At 70.6% G+C, this 12,951-nt stretch carries 11 protein-coding genes; 6 read left to right on the top strand and 5 right to left on the bottom strand.

Annotation, left to right across the window (positions count from 1 at the left end):
• Window positions 1–52 precede the first annotated feature (52 nt).
• Together hydA and MQH31_RS08920 are read right to left on the bottom strand one after the other, a co-directional pair.
• Window positions 53–1,486 carry a dihydropyrimidinase gene (gene hydA / locus MQH31_RS08925; protein ID WP_243011754.1) on the bottom strand — a complete coding sequence of 478 codons (1,434 nt, stop codon included), beginning with the start codon at window positions 1,484–1,486 and terminating at the stop codon, window positions 53–55.
• The gene (locus MQH31_RS08920; RefSeq protein WP_134533169.1) at window positions 1,483–2,394 is read right to left on the bottom strand and encodes a nitrilase-related carbon-nitrogen hydrolase; all 912 of its coding nucleotides are present in this window, start codon (window positions 2,392–2,394) and stop codon (window positions 1,483–1,485) included. Before MQH31_RS08920 ends, hydA begins: the two co-directional genes overlap by 4 nt.
• Window positions 2,395–2,570: 176 nt before the next feature.
• Here MQH31_RS08920 and MQH31_RS08915 point away from each other — a divergent pair, with 176 nt between their 5' ends.
• The 5 genes from MQH31_RS08915 (at window position 2,571) to MQH31_RS08895 (ending at window position 7,528) form a co-directional block, all read left to right on the top strand.
• Complete coding sequence (locus MQH31_RS08915) at window positions 2,571–3,623, top strand: putative F420-0 ABC transporter substrate-binding protein (protein WP_134533167.1); 1,053 nt, start codon at window positions 2,571–2,573, stop codon at window positions 3,621–3,623.
• A 3-nt stretch (window positions 3,624–3,626) separates the two neighbouring features.
• A complete protein-coding gene (locus MQH31_RS08910; protein WP_372488135.1) occupies window positions 3,627–4,700 on the top strand; it encodes a putative F420-0 ABC transporter permease subunit in 1,074 nt (357 codons plus the stop codon).
• Window positions 4,691–5,503, top strand: coding sequence for an ABC transporter ATP-binding protein (locus MQH31_RS08905; RefSeq protein WP_243011753.1), 813 nt, complete (start codon window positions 4,691–4,693; stop codon window positions 5,501–5,503). Before MQH31_RS08910 ends, MQH31_RS08905 begins: the two co-directional genes overlap by 10 nt.
• A gap of 4 nt (window positions 5,504–5,507) precedes the next feature.
• Window positions 5,508–6,509 carry a 2-phospho-L-lactate transferase gene (gene cofD / locus MQH31_RS08900; protein ID WP_243011752.1) on the top strand — a complete coding sequence of 334 codons (1,002 nt, stop codon included), beginning with the start codon at window positions 5,508–5,510 and terminating at the stop codon, window positions 6,507–6,509.
• Window positions 6,510–6,595: 86 nt separating this feature from the next.
• On the top strand, window positions 6,596–7,528 hold the full coding sequence (locus tag MQH31_RS08895; protein WP_243011751.1) for a PTS sugar transporter subunit IIA: 933 nt from the start codon (window positions 6,596–6,598) through the stop codon (window positions 7,526–7,528).
• A 400-nt stretch (window positions 7,529–7,928) separates the two neighbouring features.
• Here MQH31_RS08895 and fgd read toward each other — a convergent pair whose 3' ends face one another.
• Genes fgd through cofE form a run of 3 tightly spaced genes read right to left on the bottom strand, consistent with a single transcriptional unit; the run spans window position 7,929 to window position 10,653 of the window.
• A complete protein-coding gene (gene fgd, locus MQH31_RS08890) occupies window positions 7,929–8,957 on the bottom strand; it encodes a glucose-6-phosphate dehydrogenase (coenzyme-F420) (RefSeq protein ID WP_198415872.1) in 1,029 nt (342 codons plus the stop codon).
• 5 nt (window positions 8,958–8,962) lie between these two features.
• Window positions 8,963–9,661, bottom strand: a complete 699-nt coding sequence (gene cofC, locus MQH31_RS08885) for a 2-phospho-L-lactate guanylyltransferase (protein WP_243011750.1) — start codon at window positions 9,659–9,661, stop codon at window positions 8,963–8,965.
• On the bottom strand, window positions 9,658–10,653 hold the full coding sequence (gene cofE, locus MQH31_RS08880) for a coenzyme F420-0:L-glutamate ligase (RefSeq protein WP_372488134.1): 996 nt from the start codon (window positions 10,651–10,653) through the stop codon (window positions 9,658–9,660). Before cofE ends, cofC begins: the two co-directional genes overlap by 4 nt.
• A gap of 200 nt (window positions 10,654–10,853) precedes the next feature.
• Here cofE and MQH31_RS08875 point away from each other — a divergent pair, with 200 nt between their 5' ends.
• On the top strand, window positions 10,854–12,950 hold the full coding sequence (locus MQH31_RS08875) for a PTS fructose transporter subunit IIABC (protein WP_243011749.1): 2,097 nt from the start codon (window positions 10,854–10,856) through the stop codon (window positions 12,948–12,950).
• Window position 12,951 lies beyond the last annotated feature (1 nt).

Here is a 12,951-nt window from a genome sequence, read left to right as displayed (position 1 = left end):
TGCGCTCTCTCGGTGGTGGGGCGGGTGGGCGGCGGATGCCGGGGTGACGCGACTAGGTCAGGTACTGGCTCAGGCCGCGCGGCAGGTACCGCCCGTCGCCCTTCGCCCCGAGGTAGCTGTTGCCGTCGACTATGACCTTGCCGCGGCTGAGCACGGTGTCGACGTGCCCGTCGATCTCGTACCCCTCCCACGCGGAGTGGTCCATGTTCATGTGGTGGGTCTTGCCCACCCCGATGGAGGTGTGCCCGGCGGGATCGTAGACGACCACGTCGGCATCCGCCCCCGGCTGGATCACGCCCTTGGTGCCGTAGAGGCCGAACATCCGGGCCGGCGTCGTCGAGGTCAACTCGACCCAGCGCTCGAGGGTGATCCGGCCTTCGACGACGCCCTGGTACAGCAGGTCGAGGCGGTGCTCGACCGAGCCGATGCCGTTCGGGATCTTCGAGAAGTCGCCGAGTCCGAGGTCTTTCTGGCCCTTCATGCAGAACGGGCAGTGGTCGGTCGAGACGAGCTGCAGCTCGTTCGTGCGGAGGCTCTGCCAGAGCTCCTCCTGATGTCCCTCCGCGCGGGAACGCAGCGGCGTCGAGCAGACCCATTTCGCACCCTCGAAGCCCGGGGCGCCGAGGTTCTCCTCGAGCGAGAGGTAGAGGTACTGCGGGCAGGTCTCCCCGAACACGTTCTTGCCCCGGGAGCGGGCGGCCGCGAGCTGGGCGACGGCCTGTTTCGCGCTGACGTGCACGACGTAGAGCGGCGCCCCGGTGAGGTCGGCGAGCATGATCGCCCGGTGGGTGGCCTCCTCCTCGAGCTGCCAGGCCCTGGCGATGCCGTGGTAGTACGGGTCGGTCTTGCCCTCGGCGAGCAGCTGACCGACGAGCACGTCGATCGCCGGCCCGTTCTCGGCGTGCATCATTGTCATGAGCCCGGTCTTCGCGGACTTCTGCATCGCCCGGAGGATCTGCGCATCGTCGGAGTAGAACACGCCCGGGTAGGCCATGAAGAGCTTGAAGCTCGACACCCCCTCGTCGAGCAGCCCGTCCATCGCCTGCAGCGAGTCCGCGTTGAGGTCGCCGATGATCTGGTGGAAGCCGTAGTCGATCGCGCAGTTGCCCGCGGCCTTCTCGTGCCAGGTCGCGAGGCCGTCGAAGACCCGTTGCCCGTAACTCTGCACGGCGAAGTCGATGATCGTCGTCGTACCGCCCCACGCGGCGGCGCGGGTGCCGGTCTCGAAGGTGTCCGAGGCCGCGGTGCCGCCGAAGGGCAGCTCCATGTGGGTGTGCGCGTCGATGCCGCCGGGGATGACGTATTTCCCGGTCGCGTCGATGACCCGGTCGGCGGATGCCGCGACGTCGAACCCGAGAATCGTGGAGCCGGGGGCGAGCACGGCGACGATCGTCTCGCCGTCGATGAGGACATCCGCTTCGGAACGGCCGGTCGAGCTGACCACCGTGCCGCCCCGGATCAGGGTGCGCCCGACCCGGGTGCTCATGCTTCGACGATCGGGTCGTAGGAGTCCGGCCTGCGGTCGCGGTAGAACTGCCAGGAGTTGCGGGTCTCCCGGATCACGCTCAGGTCGAGGTCCCGGATCACGATCTCCTCGGTGTCGGTCGAGGCGATGGCGCCGACGTAGTTGCCGCGCGGGTCGACGAAGTAGGAGCTGCCGTAGAACGTGACGGCCTCGTCGCCGAACTCGCCGGATTCGGTGCCGATCCGGTTGTTGGCGCCGATGAAGTACTGGTTGGCGACGGCGGCGGCCGGCTGCTCGAGTTCCCAGAGCCGGTTGGACAGGCCGGGCTTGGTGGCCGAGGGGTTGAAGACGATCTCGGCGCCGTTCAGGCCGAGGATGCGCCAGCCCTCCGGGAAGTGCCGGTCGTAACAGATGTAGACGCCGATCTTCCCGACCGCGGTGTCGAAGACCGGGTAGTCGAGGTTGCCGGGCCGGAAGTAGAACTTCTCCCAGAACTGCGGGAGGTGCGGGATGTGGTGCTTGCGGTACTTGCCGAGGTAGCTGCCGTCGGCGTCGATCACTGCGGCGGTGTTGTAGAGCACCCCGGCCTGCTCCTCCTCGTAGACCGGCAGCACGATCACGATGTGGTGCTCCGCGGCGAGCGCCTGGAACCGTTCGACGAGCGGCCCGGGGACGCTCGTCGCGTAGCCGTAGTACTGGGGGTCCTGGACGATGCCGAAGTACGGGCCGTGGAAGAGCTCCTGGAAACAGATCACCTGCGCGCCCTGCGCGGCCGCCGAGCGGACGAATCCCTCGTGCTTGGCGATCATGGATGCTTCGTCGCCGGTCCAGGTGGCCTGGGTGATCGCCGCTCGCACGATGTTCGCACCCTGGCCGGCTGCATCCCGACCGATCTTCCCGCTGGCCGGGTTATTGGATCCGTCGGACATGTCTGCCTCCACCAAGTCAGTATTGCGAGATGACTGAACCTGCACTGGAACTTCCGGGCGTGCTGAGTGCGTGTGGATCATCCTGTCGCCCAACAGCGCCCGTGGCAAGCGATCGGCGAAACCGTTATCAGGCGCTGGTACGATTCAGAAAGTCCCGCCCGGCCACCGAAGGTCTCATGACACGTCTCCCGTTCTCCCGCGGGCCCCGCGCTTCTCGCGCCTGGCCGGCGCTCATTGCTGCCACGGCGCTCACCGCCCTCCTCGGAGGCTGCGCGACCACGAGCCCGATTCCCGCAGGCCCCGCCCCGGATGCGGCAACGGCCAGCGCCACCCCGACGGCGACGCCGGCCTACCCGCTCACGATCGAGAACTGCGGCAGGACGACCACGATCACGAAGGCCCCGAGCCGGATCGTGTCGATCAAGTCGTCGGCCACGGAACTCCTCCTCGCCCTCGGTCTCGGCGACCGCATCGTCGGCACCGCGTTCCTGGACGGTCCGCTCCCGCAGGCGCTCAGTTCCATCGGCACCAACCTCAAGGTCGTCAGCGACTTCCTGCCCAGCCAGGAGGCCGTGCTCGCCCTGAACCCGGACTTCGTCTTCGGCGGCTGGGAGTCCAACTTCGCCGCCGACGGTGTCGGTACCCGCGACACCCTCGCCGCGGTCGGCATCGGCAGCTACGTCGCTCCGTCCGCCTGCAAGGGCGCCGCCCAGCCCAACCCGCTCACCTTCGACACCGTCTTCGGCGAGATCACCCAGGCCGGCGCCGTGTTCGGCGCCCCGGAGGCCGCCGCGCGGCTCGTCGCCACCCAGCGCAAGGAGCTCACGACGCTCTCCCCCGCGACCACGAAGACCTCCGCTGTCTGGTACTCGAGCGGCGTCGACAGCCCGTACGTCGGTGCCGGAATCGGCGCGCCGCAGATGATCATGGATGCCGCCGGCCTCACGAACGTCTTCGCGAGCGTGAAGGACACCTGGACCTCGGTCGGCTGGGAATCCGTCGTCGCGGCCAACCCGAGCGTCATCGTGCTCGTCGACGCGACCTGGAACACGGCAGAGTCGAAGATCAAGACCCTCGAGGCGAACCCGGCGACGAAGAACCTCTCCGCGGTGAAGAACAAGCGCTACATCACCCTCCCGTTCGCCTCGACGGAGGCCGGCATCCGCAACGTCGAGGCCGCGGCCACGACGATCGACCAGCTGGCCGACCTCAACTCGCTGAGCAAGTAGTCGGTGAGAGCGGTCACGGGCTCCGCGGCGGGACGGACCCGGCCGGCGGCATCCGCTCGCCGGAACGCTCGCTTCGGGCTGTGGCTCGCGCTCGCCCTGGCCGCTCTCGTGCTCGTCTCCGCGCTGGCCGTGACGATCGGGCCCGCCCCGGTGAGCCTCACGGATGTCCTCGGCAGCCTCGCGGCGCACCTCGGCTTCCCGCACTCCGGCACGGTGCCCGTGCTCACGGACGCGATCGTCTGGCAGCTGCGGCTCCCCCGGGTGCTGACCGCGGCGTTCGTCGGCGCCGGCCTCGCCCTGAGCGGCGCGGTCATGCAGAGCGTGACGCGTAACCCGCTCGCCGACCCGTACCTGCTCGGCCTGTCGTCGGGGGCGTCGCTCGGCGCGGTCTGCGTCGTGATCCTCGGCGTCGGGGTCGCGCTCCCCCTCGCCGCCTTCGCCGGGGCACTCGCCGCGCTCGTCGCGACGCTCTCGATCGCCAGGGTCGGCGGAACGATCACGCCCGGCCGGGCCGTGCTCGCCGGCCTCGCCATCGCCCAGCTCGGCGCGGCGGGCACCTCCTTCGTGATCTTCTGGGCGGCCAAGGGCGACTCCTACCGGGAGATCCTGAACTGGTTGCTCGGCTCCCTCGCCGGCAGTTCCTGGGGAACGGTCCTCATCGCCGGGAGCGCGCTTCTCCTCGCCGGCACCGGGCTCGTGCTCGCCGCGAGCCGCCTCGACGCCTTCGCCTTCGGCGACACCGCCGCCGCCTCGCTCGGAGTCGACGTCAACCGCACCCGCTGGGCGCTCCTCGGCCTGGTCGCGCTGCTGACCGGGGCGATGGTCGCCGTGAGCGGTGCGATCGGGTTCGTCGGGCTGATCCTGCCGCACCTCGTACGCGGGCTCAGCGGACCGGGGCATCGCCGACTGCTGCCTCTCGTCGCGGTATCCGGCGCGGTGTTCCTCGTGATCGCGGACACCCTCGCCCGCACGGTCTTCGACCCGCGTGAGCTGCCGGTGGGGATCATCACCGCCCTGATCGGGGTGCCGGTGTTCATCGCGCTGATCAAGAGCCGGAAGTCCGGGACATGGGTGTAGTCATCGAGCGGGTGTCGTTCCGCATCGGCGGGCGCACGATCCTGGACGACGTCTCCGCGGCGATCCCGACCGGCTCGGTGACCGGCCTGCTCGGCCCGAACGGTGCGGGGAAATCCACGCTGCTGCGCCTCATCGCGGGCCTGCACACCCCGACGACGGGACGGATCACCCTCGACGACGCGCCCCTCGCGACCCTCGGCCGGCGCGAGACCGCCCGGCGGATCGCCCTCCTCGAGCAGAACGCGAGCCCCACGATCGACCTCCTCGTGCGTGAGGTCGTCCTCCTCGGTCGCATCCCGTACCGCACCGGAATCTTCGGCGGCTTCGACGGGGCCGGGGACCTGCGCATCGTCGCCGAGTCGCTCGCCCAGGTCGGCGGCACAGAGCTGGCCGACCGGAACTGGGGCTCCCTGAGCGGCGGCGAGCAGCAAAGGGTGCAGATCGCCCGCGCCCTCGCCCAGCGCCCGAGCCTGCTCCTGCTCGACGAACCGACCAATCACCTCGACATCGGCGGACAGCTCGGCCTGCTCGCCCAGGTGCGGGACCTCGGCCTCACCGCGGTCCTCGCCCTGCACGACCTCAACCTCGCCGCCGCGTATTGCGACCAGATCCTGCTGCTCTCCGACGGCCGCCTGGCAGCTGCCGGCGCCCCCGCCGAGGTGCTGGTCCCCTCGGTCATCGCCGCTGTCTATGGCGTGGACAGTTTCGTCGTCCCGCACCCCCGCGGCGGGCATCCGTCTCTGCTCTTCGCCCCCGCCCCGCCCGTTCGCGAAAGCGGCAGCAGGACGACTGCAGGAGGATAGGGGTATGACGAAGATCACGGTTTTGGCGGGCGGGATCGGCGGGGCCCGGTTCACGCGCGGGCTGCTGCACTACCTGGCGGCGAACGATGCGTCCGCGCAGGTGACCGTCATCGTCAACACCGGCGACGACATGTGGCTCGACGGCCTGCGGATCTGCCCCGACCTCGACACCGTGATGTACACCCTCGGCGGTGGCATCAACGAGGAGCAGGGCTGGGGCCGCCCGGACGAGTCCCGCCGCACCTCGTCCGAGATCGCGGCGTACGGGCGCGGCTGGTCCTGGTTCACGCTCGGCGACCTCGACCTCGCGACCCACATTGTGCGCAGCGACCTGCTGCGCTCCGGCTCCACCCTGAGCGAGGCGACCGCGTTCCTCTGCGAGCGCTGGCAGCCCGGCGCCCGCCTGCTGCCGATGAGCGACCAGCCGGTCGAGACCCACGCCCGCCTCGCAGCGGATGCCGACGAGCACCGCGCCGGGGACCTGATCCACTTCGAAGAATGGTGGGTCCGGTACCGCGCGAGCGTGCCGGTCACGCAGTTCGTGCAGCGCGGGCTCGACGCCGCTGAGGCCGCGCCGGGCGTCCTCGAGGCGATCCTGACGGCGGACCTCGTGATCCTGCCGCCGTCGAACCCCGTGGTCTCGATCGGCACGATCCTCGCGATCCCGGGCATCCGCGACGCCCTGCGGTCGACCCCGGCCCGCGTCGTCGGCGTCTCGCCGATCATCGCGGGAGCCGCCGTTCGCGGCATGGCCGACGCGTGCCTCCAGACCATCGGCGTCGCCACGACCGCTGCGGCCGTCGGCCTGCACTACGGCGCCCGGTCCACCGGCGGCCTCCTGGACGGCTGGCTCGTCGACGAAACGGATGCCGCGGCCCTGCCCGCTCTCACGGCCGCCGGCATCCGCTCGCTCGCCGTGCCGCTCTGGATGCACGACCTGGACACGACGGCGGAAATTGCGGCAACATTGTTCCGAGTGGCGTCGCCCGCGCGGGGGATACACTAAGTCAGGCTAATTATTTCTTAAGCTAACTAATTTGCCCCCGGTTCAGCGCTCGATTCCGGTCGGCCTACCGGAAGGACCCTACTGTCATGCCCGCACATCTCGACTCCGTGTTGCACGGCGGCTCGATCACCGCCGTCGTCGGAGCAGTTCCCGGCATGCCGGCCATCGTCCCCGTTCTCATCGTGGGCGTCATCGTCGTGGCGGCCGTCGTCGTCGCGATCGTCGTCTCCCGGCGCCGCGCGGCAGCCCCCTCGGTTGACTCCACCGGCGCATCAACCTCCCGGGCCGCAGCGCCCGCTCCGGCTTCGGCCGCGACCCCTGCCGCGACCCCGGGGACACGCGCCGTCGCCTCGGCCGCAGCCGCGGCATCCGCCCCCGTCGCATCAGCCCCGTCCCTGGTGCACCCGAAGGCCGAGCCCGTGGTCATCAGCACCCCGCACCCCAAGCGCAACCTCGCCACGATGACGATGCCGCTGACGACCGCGATCCCGATCGTGCCGTCGACGACGACCGGCTCGGTGTCGACAGGCAAGAAGACCGTGCTCGACTACATCGACGCGCGCACCATCGTGCTCGACGTCGACGAGACCGACCGGGACCGGATGATCCGCACCCTCGCCGGCATGATGAGCACGACCGGTCGCATCACCGACGTCGCACTCGTCGCCCAGGCCGCTTTCCGCCGTGAGACCCACGGCACCACGAGCATGGGCAACGGCATCGCGATCGCGCACGCGAAGTCCGAGGCCGTGCTCGCGCCGGTGCTCGCCTTCGCCCGGAGCAAGCACGGCATCGACTGGAACTCGGCCGACGGTGAGAAGGCGACGCTGATCTTCATGATCGCCGTGCCCAAGGCCTCGGCGGGAACCGAACACCTCCGGGTGCTGTCCCAGCTCTCGCGCTGCCTCGCGAAGCCGGCGTTCCGCGCCGCGATCCAGTCCGCACAGACTCCCGCCGCCGTGCTCGAGGCCCTCGCGATCAGCGCCAACCTCAAGAAGCCCGAGCACCCCCAGGCCTGACTCCGCGGGGCCGACCACCCTGCACCGCGTGACACCCACTTGTCTCCGGCACCGGCGGGGGCTAACTCAGGAAATCCGCCCCGCCGACCGCAGAAACACCGCGGACAAGTGCGGCCGATCCACCCCACCCCGGGGAGTCTCCTGAGTTAGCCACACTCACCCGGATACACACCACGCCACCGAGCCACCGAATTGGGGATCGCCTCAGGCCCTAAGAGGCATGGCCCCACACCGGGCGCCCGCCTTTGCGGGGGCGAACTCAGGAAATCCGCCCCGCCGGCCGCGGACACCCCGCGGACCAGTGCGGCCGATCCACCCCACCCTGGGGAATCTCCTGAGTTAGCCACGGCCGATGGCGCGCTCCGCCCGGGCGGCGGCGTTCCACAAGGCCAGGCGCGGGTCAGGCGCCGGCGCGGGCGCGGATGCGGGGGGCCAGGTCGCGCTCGAAGGCCGTCAGGAACCGCTCCTGGTCGTGTCCGGGGGCGTGGAAGACCAGGTGGTTGAAGCCGGCGTCGATGTACTGGCCGATCGCCGCGACCGTCTCGTCGGGGTCCGAACCGACGATCCAGCGCTTCGCGACCTGCTCGATCGGGAGGGCATCCGCGGCAGCCTCCATCTCCGAGGGATCGGTGATGTCGTGTTTCTGCTCGGGCGTGAGCGACAACGGCGCCCAGAACCGGGTGTTCTCGAGCGCGAGCGCCGGGTCGGTGTCGTAGGACAGCTTGATCTCGATCATCCGGTCGATCGTGGCCCCGTCCCTCCCGGCCTTCTCCGCGCCGGCCGCGACCGCCGGCAGCAGCTTCTCGGTGTAGAGCTCCATGCCCTTGCCCGAGGTGCAGATGAAGCCGTCCCCCGACCGTCCCGCGTAGCCGGCCACAAGGGGCCCGCCCGCCGCGATGTACACCGGGATGCCTCCCTCGGGTCGGTCGTAGATGCTCGCGTCGTGGGTGCTGTAGTACTCGCCCTCGAAGCTCACCTTGTCCTCCGACCAGAGCGCGCGCATCAGCGCGATCGACTCGCGCAGCCGGGCGTAACGTTCCTTGAACTCGGGCCAGTCCTGGGCGCCGGCGCCGCGGAACCCGGTCGCGATCTCGTTGAGGGCCTCGCCGGTCCCGACACCGAGCATGATCCTGCCCGGGTAGAGGCAGCCGAGCGTCGCGAAGGCCTGGGCGATCACGGCCGGGTTGTATCGGAACGTCGGCGTCATCACCGAGGTACCGATCTGCACCCGCGTCGTGCGCTCCCCGACGGCCGCCATCCAGGCCAACGAGAAGGGCGCGTGCCCGCCGGTGTGCCGCCAGGGCTGGAAGTGGTCGCTCACCGCGACCGATTCGAAACCGTGCCGCTCGGCGGCGACGGCGATCTCGACCAGCTCGCGCGGGGCGAACTGTTCGGCGGATGCCTTGTATCCGAGTTTCAGAGGAAGCATGATGCTCATTTCTCGAGGGGGCGATCGGTGGACGGGGTGACGACGGGGTCGGGCACGGCGTGGGGAACGGCGCGAGGGGCGGATGCCGCGGCGAACAGCGCGGACGTGTGCGGTCCCGCGCCCAGCCGTTCGACCCGGTCCAGGTCGGCCGGGGTGTCGACGTCGCGGCGGATTCCGGACCGGGCGGGCAGTGCGAGCGGAACGTGCCCCGCCGACTCGTGCGCGGCACGTGAGCCGGGTCCGAAGCGCGGGCTGATCGGCACCCCGGCGAGCGCGAGCAGGGTCGTCGTGCCGGTCCCGTCGGCGTCGGGCACGAACGAGCGTTCGTGCCCCGCGGCGAGCACGAACGCCCGTTCGACGTCGGCCGCGGTGAGGGCAGGCAGGTCCCCGGTCATCACGGCACGATGGGCGGTCGGGAACTCCGCAGCGGCCGCGGCCAGCCCCACGACTATCGCGGCGTTGAGCGCGTCGGCCTGGTCCCGAATCTCGGGGACGATGTGCGCGCCGAGGCGGGCGAGTTGCGCGCCGAGGACGGTGTCCCCGGTCACGACGAAGACGGCGAGGACCGGGGCGGCGGCGGCGAGGGCGGCAACGGTGTCGAGCGCGAACGCGTCGGCGAGCCGGGCACGGTCCTGGCCGGGGCCGCCGAGGCGCGTCTTCGCGCCCGGGTTGCCCTTGACCGGAACCACGACCACCCAGCTCACGGCAGGTCGGCTTTCGCGGTCGCGGCTGGAACGTCCGCGACCACTTCAGCGTCGCCAACCCGCCCGGCCGCGAGTCCGGCCGCGTAGCCCCGGGCATAGCCGAGGGCCTCCGCCTCCGCACTGCCGAGCCGGAACATGTCTGTCGCGCTCGGGCGCAGCAGGACCGCAGCACCGCGGTCGTCGGCCGTCTGGTCGACAGCACCCCGGTGAGCAGCACCGTTGTCGGCGCCGGTCGGTGCAGCGCCGGTGCCTGCGGATGCGGCATCGGGGGCCTCCGTGGCCGGGAGCGGCAGGACCAGCCGGCCGAGTCCCCGGATCACGGCGACCGGGGTGCCATTCGCCTTGCCCTTGACGAGGTCGGCAGCGCCGGCGATCTCGTCGCCGACGGCGGGCGCGGTGACGTCGAGGCGCCGGCCGTGGGCATCCGTCGTGCCGCGCAGGTCGTCGATCACGGCGACGCCGGCCGCGCCGATCGCGATGTCGGTCTGGCCCTCGCGCCAGGGGCGTCCTGCGGTGTCGGTGATGATCACGCCGAGGCGAAGCCCGGTGCGCGCACGGAGCGCGGCGCAGAGGGCGCGGGCGGAGGCATCCGGTTGGGAGGGGAGCAGCAGCACGAGGCCGTCGGGGGTGTTGCTCGCGTCGACGCCGGCCGCGGCCATCACGAGGCCCTGCCGGTTCTCGACGATGCGGGTGACGCCGCCCGGGTATGCGCGGGTCGCGACGACGCGCACGGTCTCGTCGGTGATCGCCTGCTCGCGGTCACTCGCCGCGCGCACCCGCCCCTCGGCCTTGGAGACGATCTTGCTCGTGACCGCGAGGATATCGCCGTCACGCAGCAGGGTGCCCGCACCGGCACCGGCGGCACCTGCGGCCGCGAGGATCAGCCCGGCGAGGTCGTCGCCCGCCACGACCTCGCCGATCCCGCCGAGTGCGAAAATGCTCAGTTCGCCGTGCACCGGTCCCGCTTTCCGCTCATTCTTCGATCCTGTCACGTCCCATAACCGCCCGGACGTCCCCGCTCTTCCCGAGGTGTCGCAGATCGAGGTTCCCACGTCCCGCGAACGTCGATCTGCGACACCTCACCCGGTCACCCTCGTTCGCGGGGCGAAATGAAGTTAGTTAAGCTTATGAAATTGAGCTGTGGTGTTCACGGAGATTCCGGTCGACCTCGGCCCGGAAGGACTCTCGAGCCATGCCCGAACCCCTCACCGCAGCGCCGATGGCACCGCATCGGCTTCTGATCCTGGGAATCACCGCCTGCCCCACCGGCATCGCGCACACCTACATGGCCGCAGAGAAACTCGCGGCCGCGGCGGCCGAACTGGGCTACGACATGAAGGTCGAGACACACGGCTCCGTCGGCGTCGAAGGGACCTTCAGCCAGGCCGACATCGACCGTTCCGATGCCGTCGTGATCGCCGCAGACACCAGGATCGACCCGTCGCGCTTCGCGGGCAAGCGGATCGTCTCCGTCGGGGTGGCCGACGGCATCCACCGCCCCGCCGCACTGATCCGGGAGGCCCTCGCAGCCGAGCCCTCCCCCACGGCCGACGGCTCCGCCGGTTCGGGCGGGGCGACCCCGGCCTCGACCACCGGCAGAACCGACTTCGGCGGCACCCTGTACCGCGCCCTGATGAACGGCGTGTCCTACATGATCCCGTTCGTCGTGGTCGGCGGGCTGCTGATCGCCATCTCGCTCTCCCTCGGCGGCGAGGCGACCCCGAAGGGACTCGTCATCCCGGAGGGCAGCTTCTGGTTGACGATCAACCAGATCGGCGTGCTCGGCTTCACCCTGATGGTGCCGATCCTCTCCGGTTTCATCGCCTACGCGATCGCCGACCGGCCCGGGCTCGCGCCGGGCATGATCTGCGGCTGGATCGCCACGACCGGATCGTTCTACCACTCCGAATCTGGGGCGGGCTTCATCGGCGGCATCGTCACCGGATTCCTCGTCGGCTTCGTCGCCCTCGGCATCAAGAAGATCCCCGTACACCGCTACATCAAGCCGATCATGCCGATCCTCGTCATCCCCGTGCTCACGACCGTGATCGTCGGCGGTGCCTTCGTGCTCGCCCTCGGCCAGCCGATCAGCTGGGTCTTCTCGACCATGAGCACGTTCCTCACCGGCCTGCAGGGCGGCAGCGCGATTGTGCTCGGTCTGATCCTCGGCGCCATGGTCGCCTTCGACATGGGCGGTCCGGTCAACAAGACCGCGTTCCTCTTCGGCAGCGCCCTGATCGCGACGGGGAACCCCGCCCCGATGGGCATGGTCGCCGCCGCGATCGCCGTTCCGCCGCTCGGAATGGGCCTGGCCACCCTGATCCGCGGCCGCTACTTCTCCAAGCCGGAGCGTGAGGCCGGGATCGCCGCCCTGTTCATGGGCTTCTTCGGTATCACCGAGGGCGCCATCCCGCTCGCCGCCGCCAAGCCGCTGCAGGTCATCCCCGCGAACATGATCGGCGGAGCCGTCGCGGGTGGCATCGCCGCCCTCTTCGCGGTCACCGACTCCGTGCCGCACGGAGGCCCGATCGTCGCCGTCTTCGGCGCGGTCTCCGGGGTGCCGATGTACTTCGCCGCTCTGCTCATCGGTGCCGTCGTCACCGCCCTCGTCTCCCTGCTGCTTCTCGGCGTATCGGCGCGCAGGGCGGAACGCCACGCACCGTCGGTCGCTGGCACGACTCCGACGAACGGTTCCCCCGTTTCGGTCTCCGCTCCGGCCAGCACGTCACTGGCGGATGACCCCACGCCCGACCCGGCGGGGGTCACGCCCGCCGCCGCGAAGACATCCGTCTCGACAGCACCGAAGACGGTGCTCGACTACATCGACGAAGACACGATCGTGCTCGACGCCGCCGAGACCGACCGGGACGCGATGATCCGCACCCTCGTCGGCCTGATGGGCACGACCGGTCGCGTCACCGACGAGGGCCTCGTGGTCCGGGCGGCCCTCGCCCGCGAGCAGCTCGGCACGACGGCGGTCGGCGACGGCATCGCGATCCCGCACGCCAAGTCGGACGGAGTGAGCGCCCCCATCCTGGCCTTCGCCCGCAGCAGGCACGGCGTCGACTGGACCTCGCCGGACGGCACCCCGGCCAAGCTGATCTTCCTGATCGCCGTTCCGGAAGCGGCGGCCGGAACCGAGCACCTGAAGGTGCTCGCCCAGCTATCCCGCGCCCTGATGAAGCCCGCGTTCCGCGCCACCCTCCAGGCCGCGGCGACCCCGGCGGACGTGCTCGCAGCGCTGGCCGCCCAGGTCGGCCCGAAGCAGTCGGCGCCCGTAGCCCCCTGAG

It is taken from the genome of Cryobacterium zhongshanensis, assembly GCF_022760445.1.
In the GTDB taxonomy this organism is placed as follows: Bacteria; Actinomycetota; Actinomycetes; order Actinomycetales; family Microbacteriaceae; genus Cryobacterium; species Cryobacterium algoricola.
The sequence above is the reverse complement of the archived record's forward strand: the minus strand, read 5'-3'. Positions and strand labels throughout refer to the sequence as shown.